Genomic DNA, 16194 nt, shown 5'->3' with positions numbered 1-16194 from the left:
ATCGAAGGTGTTGGATCCGTCTTGTACCCTTCGAGAGGAGTGCCACCGATGTCAGCACCTCCGAGGCGGATACTCGCCACCACCCTGGTCCTGGCCATGACCGCGTCGACCCTGCTGGCCTGCGGAGACGACGGGTCCGACAGCAACAGCAAGAAGATCACCGTGTGGAGCCTGGAGGACGTCGCCGACCGCGTCACCGCTACCAAGGCGATCATCGCGGACTTCACCGCCACGACCGGGATCCAGGTCGACCTCGTGACCGTCAACGAGGACCAGTTCCCCTCGCTGATCGCCGCAAACGCCGCCGCCGGCGAGCTGCCCGACGTGGTCGGGTCGGTCTCCCTGGCCGGCGTCCGTACGCTCGCGGGCAACGAACTGCTGCACGCCTCGGCGAACGCGGAGGTCGTCGACGAGCTGGGCCGGCAGACCTTCTCCCCCCGGGCGTTGGAACTCACCTCGGACGACGGCAAGCAGCTCTCCGTGCCCAGCGACGGGTGGGGGCAACTGCTCGTCTACCGCAAGGACCTGTTCGACGCCGCCGGCCTGCCCGCCCCCGACACGTACGAGCGGATCGCCACCGCCGCGGCGAAGCTGAACACCGGCGGGGTCGCCGGCATCACCGCCGCCACCTCGGCGAGCGACGTCTTCACCCAACAGACCTTCGAGCACCTGGCACTGGCCAACGGCTGCCAGCTCACCGACGACTCCGGCGCCGTCACCCTCGACTCGCCGCAGTGCGTCGAGGCGTTCCGCTTCTACGGCGACCTGATCCGCACCAGCTCCGTCAAGGGCGCGCAGGACGTCGACACCACCCGGGCCACCTACTTCGCGGGTAAGGCGGCCATGGTGATCTGGTCACCGTTCATCCTCGACGAGTTGGCCGGGCTGCGGGACGACGCCAAGCCCACCTGCCCGCAGTGCCAGGCCGACCCGGCGTTCCTCGCCAAGAACAGCGGCTTCGTCACCGCGATCAAGGGCCCCAACGGCACCGAGCCCGCCCAGTACGGCGAGATCAGCTCGTGGGCCGTGCTGGACGGCGCGGTGACCGAACCGGCCAAGTCCTTCGTGAAGTACCTGCTCGGCGACGGCTACCCGCGCTGGTTCGGCATGTCCCCCGAGGGCCGCTTCCCGGTGCGCACGGGCACCCCGACCGAGCCGGAGGCGTTCCTGACCGCCTGGACCACCAGCCCGGCCGGCGTGGACACCAAGAAGCCCCTCACCGACGTGTACGGCGACGACGTGCTCGCCACCCTGCGGCGCAGCCCGGACACGTTCGGCCGCTGGGGGCTCGGCCAGGGCCAGGGAAAGCTGGTCGGCGCGATGCTCGGTGAGCTTCCGGTACCCAAGGTGCTGGGCGACCTCACCACCGGCAAGTCCGACGCGGCGGGGGCCGCCGGCCGGGCCCGCAAGGACGTCGAGGCGATCAAGGCAGGCGTCAATTGACCACCACCGCGCCCGGCCGCTCCCCCACCGAAGGGCGGCCGGAGCGGGCGCGTCGTCGACCGCTGACGCTGCGCCGCCGAGAGTCCCGCGCCGGCCTGGCGTTGGTCGCGCCGACCCTGCTCGTCACCATCGTCATCATCGGCGTCCCGATCGTCTGGACCGTGGTGCTCGCCTTCCAGCGGGTCCGGCTCGCCACCCTGCGCAAGACCGGCCTCTTCGGCGAGTTCACCCTGGACAACATCGACCGGGTGCTGCACACCCCCGGCTTCGCCGACACCCTGTGGGTCACCCTGCTCTACAGCGTGGGTGGCACCGTCGGGTCGATCGTGCTCGGCCTGGTCGCCGCGCTCGTCGTCCGCCGGCCGTTCCGCGGTCGCACCCTGGTACGGGCCTCCATGCTGCTGCCGTACGTGGCGCCGGTGGTCGCGGTGACCTTCGTCTGGCAGGTGATGCTCGACCCGCAGCTCGGCATCGTGAACCACTGGGGGCAGCGCCTGTTGGGCTGGGACGCGCCGGTGCCGTTCCTCACCCAGGAGTCGACCGCGCTGGCCACGGTCGTCACCTTCGAGGCGTGGCGGTACTTCCCGTTCGCGTTCCTGTTCCTGCTGGCCCGTCTCCAGGCGGTGCCCGGCGAGTTGGAGGAGGCCGCCCGCGTCGACGGGGCCACTCCCACCCAGCGGTTCCGGCACATCCTGCTACCGCAACTCCTGCCGGTGATCGCCCTGCTGGGCGTGCTGCGCTTCATCATGACGTTCAACAAGTTCGACGACGTCTACCTGCTCACCGGCGGTGCCGCCGGCACGGAGGTGGTCAGCGTCCGGGTCTACGAGTTCCTCACCGCCCGTACCGACGTCGGGGCGGCCGCCGCGCAGGCCGTCGTGCTGGCCGTGGTGCTCATCGTGTTCGTGCTGATCTACCTGCGCTTCTTCGGACGGAGGGTCGGCTGATGGACCGGGACATGGTCGAGACGGTGAGCCTGCGCTGGCTGCGCCGCCTGGTGATCGCCGCGTTCCTGGTGGTCACCGTCTTCCCCTTCTACTACATGCTGGTGCTCTCGGTACGCCCCATCGAGCGGCTGCTGCTCGACCCGGGCTCGCTGGTGGTCGGCTTCGGTGAGCTGACCGTGGCCACGTACGCCGAGGTCCTCAAGGCCACCGACGACGGCGGCCAGGGATTCCTCACCTTCATCGGCAACAGTGCCCTGGTGGCGGTCGCGGCGACCGTCCTCACGCTGCTCGTCGCGATCCCCGGCGCGTACGCGGTGGCCCGGCTGCGGTTCTTCGGCCGGCGGCAGGTCGACTTCCTGTTCCTGGCGGTCTACCTGTTCCCCTCGATCGTCATCGCGATCCCGCTGTTCGTGGTGTTCAGCCTCGCCGGGCTGCGCGGTTCGCTGTTCGGGCTGGTGCTGGTCTACGTCTCGCAGACCCTGCCGGTGTCGGTCTACATGCTGAAGAACTACTTCGAGACCATCCCGGTCAGTCTGGAGGAGTCCGCCGCCATCGACGGCGCCGGTCGGCTCGGCATCATCCGCCGGGTCAGCCTGCCCCTCGCGATGCCGTCGATCATGGCGGTCGCGCTCTACGACTTCATGATCGCCTGGAACGAGTTCCTGTTCGCCCTGTTGTTCCTGGTCGACAAGCCCGACCGCTGGACGGTGTCGCTGGGGTTGTCCCTGCTCGCCGACGGCGTGGAGGTGCCCAAGACGGTGCTGATGGCCGGGTCGGTCGTCCTCACGCTGCCCATCGTGATCCTCTTCTTCGCCAGCGAACGGCTGCTGACCGAGGGTCTGACCAGCGGCGCGGAGAAGGGCTGAGCGAGCCGCGCGATCGGTGGCAGCCCAGCGGTACGACACGCCGACCCCGGCACCGCTGAACCGCCACCGATCGGCGCACCCGCCGGCCCGGCCCCGGCCGGCCCGGTTACCGTGAGGCGTATGGCCAACCCGACCCGCTGGGCAACCGACACCGGCCCGGAGCACTCGCAGTGGTACGTCGACCGGTTCCGCAAACTCGCCGCCGAGGGCGCCGACCTGGCCGGCGAGGCCCGGCTGGTGGACACCCTCGTCGAGCCCGGGTCACGGATCCTCGACGCCGGCAGTGGCACCGGTCGGGTCGGCGCGGCCCTGGCCGAGCGCGGGCACACCGTCGTCGGGGTGGACGCCGACCCCGTCCTCGTGGAGGCCGCCCGCGCCGATCATCCCGGTCCGCGCTGGCTGGTCGCCGACCTGGCCGACCTGGACCTGCCGGCGATGGGCGAGAGCGAGCCGTTCGACGCCGCCGTGCTCGCCGGCAACGTGCTCGCGTTCGTCGCCATCGGCACCGAGCCGGAGGTGCTGCGCCGGCTCGCCGGGCACCTGCGTCCGGACGGCGTCCTGGCAGTGGGTTTCGGCACCGAACGCGGTTACCCGCTGACCGCGTTCGACGCCGACGCGGTCGCCGCCGGGCTGCGCCTGGAACACCGCTTCGCCACCTGGGACCTGCGCCCGTGGCGTGACGACGCGCCCTTCGCGGTCAGCATCCTGCGCCGTCCGGCAACCTGACGCCCGGACGGCGTCGGAACGACGGCCGGGGAAGGACGACGCCGCGCCGGGCCGGGCGCGTCAGGACGGTGCCGCGACGGCCCGGGCCGCGGCCGGGTCGAGGGTCGCCCCCGCCGGCACGAGACTGACCAGACCGGCGGGCAGCCGCACCGGTCGCACGTCCCGGTAACCGAGCATCGGCAGCACCTCCCGGTCGGCCAGCACGTACCGCCGGCCCAGGTCGGTGACCACGGACACCGCCCCTCCGGACGCGCCGGGCGCCGCGGCGGCCTCGACAACCGCGCCGCCACCCGGCTGCACCACCACGTGGTCGGCCAGCGCCGTGCCACCGGACGGCGCGGTCCGCGGCACGGCCGCCAGGTCGGGCAGGCGTACGCCCCAGCGCACCTCCCCCGCGTCGTCGTCGCCGACCCGGGTGCAGATCGCCGCCTCGTCGGTGGCGGCGAGCCGGGGCGGGGCGGGCGGCGGAGCGGTCGGGCCGCTCGGGGCAAGATCGGGCATCGTGGGCAGCGCCGCGAACCGACCCAACGTCATCGGCTCCGACTCCCCCTGCCCGGTACGGGCCAACAGCAGTCCGGCCTGCAACTCGGTGATCCCGGCCAGCCCGTCGTCGAGCGCCACCGCGTACTGCCGACCGCCGCCGGAGTTGCGTATCAGGTAGACCTGCCCGATGGTGGCCCCCGGCACCCGGGCGGAGGGTCGACCTTCGCCGGGCAGCGTCGGCGGGGCCAGGTCGACACCGGCGGGGAGGGCGTTGAGCAGGGCTGGCGCGACGGGCACCGCCCGCGTCCGGGTGGTCGCCAGCGCGGCCAGCACCCGGTTGGGATCGCGGATCAGGTACCGACGCTGGTGCCACACGAGGTGCAGGTCGCCGTCCGGGTGGCGGAGCAGCAGCGCGTCGTCGCCGAGTGGTCGGCCGCCGTCGGGGTCGACGCCGATGAGCAGCGCCGAACGGGAGTCCACGCCGGCCGTCGTCGAGCAGACCGTCCAGGGCGACGTCGCGAGCCGACCCGGCGCGGGCAACGAATCCGGCGCGTCGGCGATGCCCAGTGGCAGCCCGCGCGGCACGCCATCGATCGAGCGTCGGGAGACCAGTACGGTCTTCGACCGGTCCGCGCCGACGATCAGCAACGCCGAGGCGTAGTTGAGCACCGGGTGCAGCTTCTGCTCGCGGTACACGAAACGGGCGCCGGACTCCTTCTCCACGATGACCGCGCCCGGGTCCCGCCAGCCCTTGCCACCACCGGCGAACAGGCCGTACAGCGCCGCACCCCCGAGCCCGATCACCGCGACCAGAACGCTGGCCAGGCCCGCGCCCGCCAGCCGCCGGAACGGCGACTGGGCCGGGTCGGTCTCCCGCATCACCAGCGCGGCGACCGCCCGCTGGACGCTGAACTGGTAGGAGTGCAGCTGATCCTGCCGCGACGGCATGGGGTCCCTTCCGCTGGTTCGACCGGGCACAGGATATGCGCTGCGTCGATGTCCCGTGGACCCTGCGTGGCGGGGCGGGACCCGGTCGGTACCATTCGGGGACGAATCCGGCGGCGAGAGGGCACCGTGGGCGCGCGTTTCGAGGAACTGGCCTGGCGGGAGACACCGATCGGCGCGATCAGCCTGCGGCGGCGTCGCGACCCGGCGCTCCAGGTCGAGGTGTACGAGGTCAAGCTCGACGACGAGTACCTGATGTCCAGCCTCTTCCCCGTCGCCGAGATCGAGCTGGCCCGTCTCGGCCTCGCCGAACTGGCCGGTGACACACTCGACGTGGTGGTCGGCGGCCTCGGACTGGGCTATACGGCGTGCACCGCGCTGGCCGATCCACGGGTACGGGCGCTGCTGGTGGTGGAGGCCATCGAGGACGTCATCGACTGGCACCGGCGAGGGCTGCTGCCCTTCGCGACCGGGCTGGCCGAGGACCCGCGGACCCGGTTCGTGCGGGCCGACTTCTTCGCCGCCGTGGCGGGCGACGACGGGTTCGACGTCGAAGCGCCCGGGCGGCTCTTCGACGCGGTCCTCCTCGACGTCGACCACTCGCCGCGCAACGTCCTGCACCCGAGCCACGCGCCGTTCTACACGCCGGACGGGCTCCGTCGGCTCGCCGCGCTGCTGCGTCCGGAGGGCGTCTTCGCGCTCTGGTCGGACGACCCACCGGACGACGGCTTCACCGCGACACTGGCGGAGGTCTTCACCACCGCCCGGGCGCACGTCGTGCCGTTCGCCAACCCGCTGACCGGCGCCCAGTCCGCCAACACCGTCTACGTAGCCCGCCGCTAACTCCCCCCACCCCCACCCCGCCCCCGCCCCGCCTCCACCCCGCCGATCTTGCAGATTCTGTTGGCGAATTCGGGGCTCAGGTCCCTTTTGCCCGGCACAGAAAGTGCAAGATCGTGCGGGGGTAGGCGTGTTTGGGTGTGGTGGGGGTGGGAAGGCGCGGCCCCGGGGTCGCCGCATCTCGCGTTGCGGCCGGTCGGGAGGTTGTGATGCGTGCCCTGCTCTGGGTCGTCGGCGTGGTCGCTGGCGTGCTGATTCTGCTCGGGCTGATCCTCGAGGCGGTCCGCTGGCTGATCATCATCGGTCTGATCGCGCTGGTGATCGTGATCGTCCTGGGCGTGGTCAAGGGCCGGCAGGCCATGCACCACCAGAGAAGTCGACGGTGACGGTCAGAACCAGTCGGCGCGCATGTCGAGCGCAGTGCGGTCGAGGCTGTCCAGCAGGTCGAACTGGGGTCCCGTGCGGGGCAGTTCGACGCTGAAGAAGTAGCGGGCCGCCTGTCGCTTACCGGCGTGGAAGGAATCGCCGCTCTCGGCGGGCGGCAGCGCCAGCACCTGTTCGAGCCACATCCAGGCGATCACCACGTGCCCGACCGCCTCGAGGTACGCGCTGGCGTTGGCCAGGGCGAGCACCGGATCGCCGCCGGCCCACAGCCGCCGGGTGACGGTGGTGATCCGTCGCACCGCCGGGTCCAGCCGGTCGGCCAGCTCGGCGGCCTCGCCGCCGGTCTCTCGCGCCCGCGTGACGGTGCCCCCCATCGTCTCGGTCAGCAGGAGCAGCCCCGCGCCGTCGTGCATGGTCATCTTGCGACCCAGCAGGTCCAACGCCTGGATCCCGTGAGTGCCCTCGTGGATCGGGTTGAGCCGGTTGTCGCGGTAGTGCTGCTCCACGTCGTGGTCGCGCGTGTAGCCGGCACCGCCGAGGACCTGGATGGCCAGGTCGTTCGCCGCCAGGCACCACTGCGACGGCCAGCTCTTGGCGATCGGGGTGAGCACGTCCAACAGCAGGTGCGCCCGTTCCCGGTCGGCATCGACCGGCGCGGTCTTCTCCTCGTCGAGCAGCCGGGCGCAGTAGAGCACCAGGGCGAGCGCCCCCTCCACGTAGCTCTTCTGCGCCAGCAGCATGCGTCGTACGTCGGGGTGGTCGATGATCGGCACCTGCGGCGTGGCCGGGTCCTTCGCGCCGACCGGGCGGCCCTGCGGCCGTTCCCGGGCGTACGCCAGGCTCTTGAGGTAGCCGGTGTAGCCCAGCGCGGTTGCGCCGGCTCCGACGCCGATCCGAGCCTCGTTCATCATGTGGAACATCTGGGCCAGCCCCTGGTGGGGCGCGCCGACCAGGTGGCCCACCGCGCCAGGTCGACCGTCCGGGGTGTGGCCGCCGTCGCCGAAGCTGAGCAGCGCGTTGGTGGTGCCTCGGAAGCCCATCTTGTGGTTGAGCCCGACCAGCGCCACGTCGTTGCGCTCGCCGAGCGTGCCGTCCGGGCCGACCAGCACCTTGGGTACGACGAACAGCGAGATGCCCTTCACTCCAGGCGGGCCGCCGGGGATCCGCGCCAGCACCAGGTGGACGATGTTCTCCGCCAGCTCGTGGTCACCCCCGGAGATCCACATCTTGGTGCCGAACAGCCGGTACGTGCCGTCCGGCTGCGGCTCGGCCCGGGTGACGATGTCGGCCAGTGAGCTGCCGGCGTGCGGCTCGGACAGGCACATGGTGCCGAAGAACCGCCCCTGGAGCATCGGCATCACGTAGGTGTCGACCTGCTCGGCGCTGCCGTGCGCCAGCAGCAGGTTGGCGTTGCCCAGGGTCAGCAGCGGGTACGCGGAGGTCGCCACGTTGGCCGCCTGGAACCAGGCGAAGCAGGCGGCGGCGACGGCGTGCGGCAGTTGCAGCCCGCCGACGGCGTCGTCCATCGCGGCGGTGAGCAGACCCGTGTCGGCGAAACTCCGCAACGCCGTCGCGATCTGCGGGATCGTCCGCACCCGGTCCCCGTCGACGGTGGGCTCGGCGAGGTCGGCGGCCCGGTTGTGCGGGGCGAACTGGTCGGTTGCCACCCGTTCGGCGAGGTCCAGGGCGTCGCCGAAGGTCTCCCGGGAGTGCTCGGCGTAGCGGGGACGCTCGACGAGGTGCGCCACCCGCAGCCAGTCGTGCAGCAGGAAGTCCAGGTCACGGCGGGAGAGCAGGGTGGAGGGCACGAAACTCCTCGGCGGGGCTCGGATGTGTCGGGTCTGATCGGGGCGGCCGGCGTCGGTCCCGCCCCATCCTGACCGATGTGCCGGGAGCGCACCACCGCCGCCCCTCGGCGGGCGTCGTTGTCGTACCCGCCGACTAGCGTCCCTGCCTGTGACCGCACCCGGCGACGTCGAGCCCGAGATCCTCGACAGGCTGCGCCCGATCTGCCGTGGATTGCCGGAGGCCTACGAGGAGCCGGCCTGGGTGGGCACCCGGTGGCGGATCCGCACGCGCACCTTCGCCCATGTGCTCACCGTCGATCCCGACCGTCAGGCGGTGCACGCGCGCGCCGCCGCGCTCGACCGTCCGGCCTGCCTGTTGGTGTTCCGCGCCCCGCTCGACGAGATCGCCGGTCTGCTGAGCGTCGGGCCTCCCTTCTACAAGCCGGACTGGAGCCCGACCGTTATGGGCATGGTGCTGGACGCGGACACCGACTGGGACGAGGTGGGTGAGCTGCTCACCGAGAGCTACTGCGTGCAGGCGCCCAAGCGGCTCGCCGCCCGGGTCGACCGGTCCGGCTGAGGCGGCCGGCGTTTCGCCGGGGCCGACACGGGGATACCGCGCCAGCGGTGGCGGACCATCGACGGGCACGGCGACGTCGGGCGCGCCCGGCCTGATCGTGGTGGACCTGGATTCGGGTCGGTGCCGGCGGGTGTTGGACGGCCACCCGAGCACGGTGGGCGGCCCGGTGATCGCCGACGGTCGGGCGCTGCGCGATCCCGGCGGGGCGCGGGTATGCCTGCACGCCGACCAGTTGGAGGTGTCACCGGACGGGCGGTGGCTGTACTACCAGCCGGCCTCGGGTGGGATGTCCCGGATCGGCACCCGGTGGCTGGACGACCCGACGCTGTCCGCCGAGGAGTTGGCCCGGCGGGTCGAGCCCTGGGCGGACACGCCGAGCACCGGTGGTACGGCCATCGACGCACTGGGCACCATCTACGTCAGCGACATCGAGCGCCGCCGCATCCTCGCGGTCGGACCGGACCGCAGCGTGCGTACGCTCGTCGCCGACCCCCGCTTGAACTGGGTGGACGCGATGTGTCTCGACACCGAGGGGCACCTCTGGCTGCCGGCGGCCCAGCTGCACCTGACGGCCGGGTTCAACGGCGGGCACCCGGCCGTCGCCTACCCGGTGCACGTCTACCGGATGCCGGTCGACGCCGGCCCGCCCTCGCCCGACCACGCCTGAACCACCGCCCGTGCACCCGGCTCACTGACCCACACTGCGGCGGCAATTCTCGCTTTTGCGCTTACTTGCCTGATTTCTTCCTTTACCGTCTCCTTGCGCGACAACCACCGTTTTGTCGCTTTTGTTCGGTTCGAGGATGGCGCAGCTGGTCTGATCACCGCTGCGCCCCTCCCGCCGGTCAAGACAACCAACCCGCGTTGTACCGAGGAGGACGAGTTGAGTGGACCGACAGGGATGGCGATGAGTGCGGTGCGCAGTCGAGGAGGCCGTCGCAAACTCAAGGCCATCCTGGCTGGAGGCATCGCCCTGGGCCTCGGGGCGACGATCACCCTCGCGGCCTGGAACGACTCCGAGTACGCCACGGGCACGTTCACGGCCGGTACGTTCAGCATGGAGGGCAGCACGAACGGCACCACCTACGCTGAGCACCCCACCGCCGGCACCGCGGCCGCGTTGACCTTCAGCACCGGCTTCGACAGCATGAGCCCGGGTTCCGTGGTCGCAGCGCCGTTCGCCGTACGCCTGACCGCCGCCACGACGTACGGCGCGACGGTCTCGGTGGCGTCGGCCACCCCCGCCCCGCCGGGCTTCGTCGGCCTCACCTACGGAATCGCGACCGTGCCAGCCTTCGCAAACTGCAGCGCGACGCCCACGAGCCCGACCTGGATCGTCCCGCAGGGCACGGCGCTCAACTCGGTGACCGGCGCGGTCTCGTTCAACCTGACGCAGGGCACCCCTCCCACGACACCCGGCGCTCCGGCCTTCCTGTGCTTCGTCGTGACGGCAGGGGGCACCCTGGTGCAGGGCACGTCGGTGACGCAGACCTGGCAACTCCTGGCGACGTCCGTATAGGTGGCGGCCGTGGTCAGCCGTCGGAACTCGACCGGACGACCACGGCTCCGTCGCACCCGTGCCGTACTCGCCGGCGCCCTCGTTCTCGGTCTGGGAGCGACGTCCACGCTCGCCGCGTGGACCGATGGCGAGTACGGCACCGGGTCGTTCGCCGCGAGCGTCTTCGGCACCGAATCGCAGACCGCGTCGAGCGCCTGGGCGAGTCACACTCCGGCGGCGAATGCCGCGACGCTGGTGTTCAACGCGACAGCGATGTCCCCGACGGTCTCCGTCTACGCCTTCGTCGACATCCGTACGACATCGACGACGACCGTCGGCGGTGCCGTCGCGCTGACGAGTTCGTCGAACGACGCGGGCGCCCTCCTGCCCGCGCTCGAGTACCGCGCTGTGCGGACCGCCACCACCAGCACCACCTGCGCTGCCGCCGCCTTCACCGGTACGCCGACGTGGATCGTCGGGCCCGGCTACCTGGCAGTCACCTCCGTGCCCGGCACGCCGGTCCCGTCCAGCATCACCGTCCCGAGCGGCGCAACCCCGCAGTTGCGGTTCTGCTTCGAGGTACGGATCCAGTCCGGTGCCAGCAACGCGTACCAGGGCACGAGCGGCGCCGTCACCTGGCTGTTCACTGCCACATCTACGTAAGGGGTCTGCACATGATGGGACGAGCGGGCCGACAGCAGAGTCTCCTCGCCCGGGTCGGTGACCTGGCGCTGACCGTGCTCGCCGCCGGCGGCACGGTGTGCGTCGTCCTCGTCCCGCTGGCGTTCTTCTTCGACATCTCCCTCATCCTGTTCAAGACCGGGTCGATGAGCCCGACCATTCCCGCGGGATCGCTGGCGGTGGTGCGGGAGATCCCCGCGTCGCAGGTACGGGTGGGCGACGTCGTCACCGTCGACCGCACGCCGCTGCCACCGATCACCCACCGGGTCGTCGACGTCGGCGACGGCGAGGGCGCGTCGCGGCTGCTCACCCTGCGCGGCGACGCGAACGAGTCGAACGACGCCGCGCCCTACCCGGTGACCAGAGTCCGGCTGGTCGAGTGGTCGGCGCCCCGGCTCGGGTACGCGGTGCGCGCGGTGTCGAACGTGTACGCGATGAGCGCGATCACGATCGGGACAGCCGTGATCGTGACCTGGGCGTTCTGGCCCCGTGATCCCGAACGGCGGACCCGCCGTCGGCGACCCGGACCGTCAGGTTCGGACCAGCCCGGGCCGGGCCCCGAGCTGCGCCTCCCGCCGAGTGGCGTGCCGCGCCGCGGTGAGGCGACCGCGCGGCGCCTGTTCCTCGTGCTGGCACTGCTGCCGGGCGTCGCTGCCGGCGCGGTGCTGGCGACTCCGGATCCGGCACGGGCGACCACCGCCGAGGACGTCACGCGTAGCCGGCATCTCACCCTGATCTCGATCGGCGACCGCGATCGCATGTCGAACATGACGCCGGAGGAGCCGGTGCCGTGGCAGGTGGGGGTCCTGGCGCAGACCAGGCAGCCCGGCACGGTGAGCATCTCGCTGTCGGCGCGGGGACCCCTCGCGGCCCGTCCGGACGGACTGCGGGTGATGGCCGCCATCTGCGCCATGCGGTGGGTCCGGGGCGCCTGCCCCGACGGCCGGCAGGAACAGGTTCTCGCCGACGGTCCCGCCACCAGGCTGTCCGCGCGCCCGATCACCCTCGGCTCGATGTCCGCCGACCAGCAGCGTTGGGTGCTCGTCACCGCGAGCCTGCTGGCCAACACCACCGCCTCGGGGTCGGCGGACCTGATCGTCACGGCAACCGGTTTCGGCGACCGGGCCTCGGCGGACGGCAGGGTCGGGCCGCTTCCACGGACCGGAACGAACCTGCGGACCCCGCTGCTCGCCGGCACCGGCGCGCTCCTGCTCGGCCTGCTGCTGATGCTCGTCGCGCGCAGACGCCGGATCAGGGTCTCGCGGCCGTGAGGGGCTCGTGGAGTCCAGCTCCGGCTCAGCGGAAGCGGACCGGCGTCGCCCGCAGGCGTTGGGTCGCGAGCCTCCTCGCCCTGCTGCTCGCCGGCACGGTCGTCGCGCTGGGACCGCCGTCGTCGACGTTGGCCTCATGGACCGACACCGAGTACGGCAGAGGCTCGCTCCAGGCCGGCACGGTCAACCCTCCGACCAATCTGCAATGCAGCGCGGGCGCGCTCACTCCGCCGACCTTCACGTGGACCCTGCCGGTCGGGGGTCTGACCCGCAACGGCTTCACGTGGTCGCTGACGGGCGGCTTCTCCGGCGGCGGAACCCTCGGCCCCACGGCCACGTCGGTCACCATCCCCGGTGCTCTGTTGGGCATCGGAAGCGGCACCTTCCGTCTGGTGGCGAACGGCCCCGGTGGCTGGACGTCGACACAGGTCAGCGGTTCGGTCGGCATGCTGACGGCGGTGCTCTACTTCTGCAGCGTGCCGTAGACGTCGACATCTCGCCGCGACGCCCTATCCGCTAGCGGACCGGATCGCCACTCGCCTTGGCGCGGCGGGCAGATAGCGGGAGCCCTCGATATCCTGCCTCGCATGCATCGAAGCCGTGTGTACGCGTTGCTCATCGACGCGCCCGAGGCGGAGGCCGCGCGGGCGGCGGAGTTCTGGTCGGCGGCCCTCGGCGTCGACACCCGGGCGCACCCGGACGAGCCGCAGTTCGTGGGTCTGCACCAGGCGCTGCCCGGCCTGGTCACCGCCGTCCAGGCCGTCGACGACGCGCCGCGCTACCACCTCGACATCGAGACCGACGACGTGGCGGCCGAGACCGCGCGGCTGGTCGGCCTGGGCGCGACCGAGGTGACGCGGTGGTTGGAGTGCCGCGTCCTGCGGGCGCCCGGTGGGCACCTGCTCTGCGTCCTGCCGGTCGAGAGCCCACCCGAGGTGTTCGACGCCCAGGCTCGGACCTGGCCGTGACGGCCGGGCCTGTCGCAGGGCCGCAGTAGGGTCCGGCCATGGCTGATCTGGTGTTGGTGGCAGGTGCGTGGCTGGGATCCTGGGCGTGGGACGAGGTGGTGCCGCACCTGCGGACGGCCGGGCACCGGCCCCTTCCGCTGACCCTCTCCGGTCTCGCCGAGCGCCACGGCGTGCCGGCCGGCCAGCAGACCCACGTACAGGACATCGTCGACGAGATCGAACGCCGCGACCTGCGCGAGGTGGTGCTGGTCGGGCACAGCTACTCGGGCATCCCGGTGGGGCAGGCCGCCGAGCGGATCGGCGACCGGTTGACCCGGGTGGTCTACCTCGACGCGGAGGTGCCGGTCGACGGCGGGTCGTTCGCCTCCGGTTGGTGGCAGGGTCAGGCGGCGTTCGAGTCCGTGCTCGCCGACAACGGCGGTGACTGGTCGCCGCTCGCCCCAACCGAGTTCGACGGTCAGGGCCTCACCGACGAGCAGATCGCGCGGCTGGTCAAGGGCGCTACGACGCATCCGGGGCGCACGCTGACCGAGCCGGCCGTACTGACCGGTTCCCTGGGCGAGTTGCCGACGACGTACGTCAAGTGCCTGCTCGACGGGCCCGAGCCCAACGACGTCGTGGCGACGCTGCTCGACAGCGAACGGTGGCGGCTCGTCACGATGGCCACCGGCCACTGGCCGATGTTCTCCCAGCCCGCCGAGCTGGCCGCGTTGCTCGCGACGGAGGCGGGCTGACCCGCGCCCGAGCCGACGGCACGAGATGTAGAGGGGCGGATGGTGCGACGAGCGTGGTGCCGGTGGGTCATCTTGATGACTCACCGGCATCACGCTTCACGGGGCAGGTGCCTCCGGCCGGGAGCGGCACGAGCGGCACGAGAGGCCAGGCCCAGCCAGGCCAGGCCAGGCCAGGCCAGGCCCAGCCGGTCACGGTGTGACGGTGTCGAGGTTCCTGATGTGGCGTACGGGGGACGCGAGCAGCCACAGCACGGCGAGGACACCGCCCAGTCCGGCGACGACCAGGGTCGGCCGTAGCCCGAGGGTGGTGCCGAGCGCGCCGCCGACCAGCGCGCCGAGCGGCCGGATGCCGTAGTTGACGGCGCTGTACGCGCCGGCTCGACGACCCCGTGCGTCGTCCGGGGTGACGGCGGTCAGCAGGGCGTTGAGGTTGACGTCCATCAGCATCACGCCGACGCTGGACACCAACTCGATGGCCGCCAGCATGGCGATCTTCGCCCAGGTCGGGCCGTCGATCAGCGCCGTCAGCGCCAGCGGGGCGGGGAACACCACCGCGCCGATCATCGCCGTCCGGCCGAGCCCGATGGCGCGCGAGATGCGGGGGGCCAGGGCCGCGCCGGCCAGGCCGCCGAGCGCGCCCACGCCGAACGCGAGGCCGATCGCGCCGGCCGACAGGCCAAGTTCACGGTTGGCGTAGAGCACCAGCAGCGCGGAGGCGATGAAGGTGAAGAAGTTGACGGTGCTGGTGCAGCCGAGCGCGGCGCGCAGCACCGGGTGGCGCAGCACCAGCGTCATGCCCTCGCGGACCATGCCGAGGGTGGACGTCCGCCGTGGCGGTGGCGGGGGTTCGGTAACCGGGATTCGACGCAGCAGCAGCGCGGAGAGAAGGAAGGACACCGCGTCGACGAGGATCGCCACCGGCGCGCTGAGCGCCTGGACGAGCCCGCCGCCGACGGCCGGACCGATGATGAACGACAGAGACCGGCTGACACTGAGCTTGCTGTTCGCGTCCACGTAGGCCGTGCGCGGCACCAGGGCGACGAAGAACGCCTGCTGCCCCAGGGCGAACAACACCGCCCCGGCGCCGGTGAGCAGCGCCACCAAGTAGAGCTGGGTCAGGGTGACGGCGTCGAACAGGTACGCCACCGGGAGGCTGAGCAGCACGACGGCGCGGACCAGGTCCGCGATGATCAGGAGGCGGCGTTTGTGGGTGCGTTGGTCCACCCACGCGCCGAGGAACAGGCCCAGCAGGTTGGGCAGCCAGATCAGTGCGGTGAGGACGCTGACCTGCCCGGGCGTGGCGGCCAGCAGGGCGACGGCGATCAGGGGCAGGGCCAGCTCGCTGATCCGGTCGCCGAACGCCGTGATCGTCTGACCGATCCAGAAGGTACGGAAGCGCCGGTCGCGGTGCGGGGCCGGTGCGGCCGGCGCGTCGACGGCGGTCATGACGCGGACGGATCGTCGGCGGCCTCGGGCAGCAGGTAACGCAGCATCCGTACGACCTGCGCGCCGGCCGGGGGTGTCTCGTCGACCTTGCGCCGCACGTACGGGGCGAGCAGTTCCTCGATCGCCTCTTCGAGCTGGCGCAGCTCGTCCGGGGTGGCGACGAACCGGGTATCGGACACCCCGGCGAGCCCGCGCCACGTGTCGTCCAGCCGGGACTCCGCCTGCAACAGCCACTGCTGGGGCGCGTCGGCGTACCGGGCGAACATCTCACCGCGGAGCTGCCGCGCCGCGGCCTGCCCCTCGGCGTCGTCCGACGGACTGAAGCGGAATCCCCGGGCGGTCGCCTGCCACCAGCGCTCCCGCTTGCTGGTGCTCCCGTCGGCGTCGGCGACCAGGCCGAACGTCGCGAGGTGGCGCAGGTGCCAGCTCACCACCGACGGCGTGGCCCCGACGTGCGGCGACAGGCCGGTGGCGGTGGACGGGCCGTGTCGTTGAAGCCGGTCGAGGATGGCCAGGCGGACGGGGTGCGCCAGCGCCCGCAGGGCCTGCGGCTCGGTGATCTCGAAATCCCCGTACGGGTTCTTGAGAGACATGT

18 protein-coding genes are annotated in these 16194 nt (G+C 71.9%); 14 read left to right on the top strand and 4 right to left on the bottom strand.

The window, feature by feature from the left end:
• Positions 1-48: 48 nt before the first annotated feature.
• From ACN269_RS01360 to ACN269_RS01345, 4 genes are all read left to right on the top strand, one after another.
• Entirely contained in the window at positions 49-1443 is a 1395-nt protein-coding gene (locus tag ACN269_RS01360) for an ABC transporter substrate-binding protein (protein ID WP_421470591.1), read from the top strand.
• Entirely contained in the window at positions 1440-2390 is a 951-nt protein-coding gene (locus ACN269_RS01355; protein WP_421470590.1) for a carbohydrate ABC transporter permease, read from the top strand. Before ACN269_RS01360 ends, ACN269_RS01355 begins: the two co-directional genes overlap by 4 nt.
• Positions 2390-3256 (top strand): carbohydrate ABC transporter permease, encoded by an 867-nt coding sequence (locus tag ACN269_RS01350; protein WP_421470589.1) that lies wholly within the window; start codon positions 2390-2392, stop codon positions 3254-3256. Before ACN269_RS01355 ends, ACN269_RS01350 begins: the two co-directional genes overlap by 1 nt.
• A 120-nt stretch (positions 3257-3376) precedes the next feature.
• Positions 3377-3982, top strand: a complete 606-nt coding sequence (locus ACN269_RS01345) for a class I SAM-dependent methyltransferase (protein ID WP_421470588.1) — start codon at positions 3377-3379, stop codon at positions 3980-3982.
• A gap of 60 nt (positions 3983-4042) precedes the next feature.
• Here ACN269_RS01345 and eccB read toward each other — a convergent pair whose 3' ends face one another.
• Positions 4043-5413, bottom strand: a complete 1371-nt coding sequence (gene eccB, locus ACN269_RS01340; protein WP_421470587.1) for a type VII secretion protein EccB — start codon at positions 5411-5413, stop codon at positions 4043-4045.
• A 126-nt stretch (positions 5414-5539) separates the two neighbouring features.
• Here eccB and ACN269_RS01335 point away from each other — a divergent pair, with 126 nt between their 5' ends.
• Positions 5540-6253 carry a spermidine synthase gene (locus ACN269_RS01335; protein WP_421470586.1) on the top strand — a complete coding sequence of 238 codons (714 nt, stop codon included), beginning with the start codon at positions 5540-5542 and terminating at the stop codon, positions 6251-6253.
• Positions 6254-6459: 206 nt separating this feature from the next.
• On the top strand, positions 6460-6636 hold the full coding sequence (locus ACN269_RS01330) for a hypothetical protein (protein ID WP_421470585.1): 177 nt from the start codon (positions 6460-6462) through the stop codon (positions 6634-6636).
• Between the two features lie 3 nt (positions 6637-6639).
• On the opposite strand, the gene ACN269_RS01325 is transcribed toward ACN269_RS01330, so the two are convergent.
• Positions 6640-8442 (bottom strand): acyl-CoA dehydrogenase, encoded by a 1803-nt coding sequence (locus ACN269_RS01325; RefSeq protein ID WP_421470584.1) that lies wholly within the window; start codon positions 8440-8442, stop codon positions 6640-6642.
• 148 nt (positions 8443-8590) lie between these two features.
• Between ACN269_RS01325 and ACN269_RS01320 the strand changes: the two genes are divergently transcribed.
• From ACN269_RS01320 to ACN269_RS01285, 8 genes are all read left to right on the top strand, one after another.
• Complete coding sequence (locus ACN269_RS01320; RefSeq protein WP_421470583.1) at positions 8591-9001, top strand: MmcQ/YjbR family DNA-binding protein; 411 nt, start codon at positions 8591-8593, stop codon at positions 8999-9001.
• A 100-nt stretch (positions 9002-9101) separates the two neighbouring features.
• Positions 9102-9668, top strand: a complete 567-nt coding sequence (locus ACN269_RS01315; protein ID WP_421470582.1) for a hypothetical protein — start codon at positions 9102-9104, stop codon at positions 9666-9668.
• Between the two features lie 216 nt (positions 9669-9884).
• Complete coding sequence (locus ACN269_RS01310; RefSeq protein WP_421470581.1) at positions 9885-10520, top strand: SipW-dependent-type signal peptide-containing protein; 636 nt, start codon at positions 9885-9887, stop codon at positions 10518-10520.
• A 9-nt stretch (positions 10521-10529) separates the two neighbouring features.
• Positions 10530-11162: a SipW-dependent-type signal peptide-containing protein gene (locus ACN269_RS01305; RefSeq protein ID WP_421470580.1), complete on the top strand. Its 633-nt coding sequence runs from the start codon at positions 10530-10532 to the stop codon at positions 11160-11162.
• Positions 11163-11173: 11 nt separating this feature from the next.
• Complete coding sequence (locus ACN269_RS01300; RefSeq protein WP_421470579.1) at positions 11174-12451, top strand: signal peptidase I; 1278 nt, start codon at positions 11174-11176, stop codon at positions 12449-12451.
• Complete coding sequence (locus tag ACN269_RS01295) at positions 12448-12936, top strand: hypothetical protein (protein WP_421470578.1); 489 nt, start codon at positions 12448-12450, stop codon at positions 12934-12936. The genes ACN269_RS01300 and ACN269_RS01295 overlap by 4 nt, the downstream gene beginning before the upstream one ends.
• Before the next feature lie 102 nt (positions 12937-13038).
• Complete coding sequence (locus ACN269_RS01290; RefSeq protein ID WP_421470577.1) at positions 13039-13419, top strand: VOC family protein; 381 nt, start codon at positions 13039-13041, stop codon at positions 13417-13419.
• Between the two features lie 38 nt (positions 13420-13457).
• Positions 13458-14153: an alpha/beta fold hydrolase gene (locus ACN269_RS01285; protein ID WP_421470576.1), complete on the top strand. Its 696-nt coding sequence runs from the start codon at positions 13458-13460 to the stop codon at positions 14151-14153.
• 189 nt (positions 14154-14342) lie between these two features.
• Here the strand turns inward: ACN269_RS01285 and ACN269_RS01280 are convergent, their stop codons facing one another.
• Together ACN269_RS01280 and ACN269_RS01275 are read right to left on the bottom strand one after the other, a co-directional pair.
• Positions 14343-15599 (bottom strand): MFS transporter, encoded by a 1257-nt coding sequence (locus tag ACN269_RS01280; protein ID WP_421470575.1) that lies wholly within the window; start codon positions 15597-15599, stop codon positions 14343-14345.
• Entirely contained in the window at positions 15596-16192 is a 597-nt protein-coding gene (locus ACN269_RS01275; protein ID WP_421470574.1) for a helix-turn-helix domain-containing protein, read from the bottom strand. The genes ACN269_RS01280 and ACN269_RS01275 overlap by 4 nt, the downstream gene beginning before the upstream one ends.
• Positions 16193-16194: the final 2 nt, after the last annotated feature.

Source organism: Micromonospora sp. WMMD736, from assembly GCF_049179015.1.
Taxonomy (GTDB): domain Bacteria; phylum Actinomycetota; class Actinomycetes; order Mycobacteriales; family Micromonosporaceae; genus Micromonospora.
The sequence above is the reverse complement of the archived record's forward strand: the minus strand, read 5'-3'. Positions and strand labels throughout refer to the sequence as shown.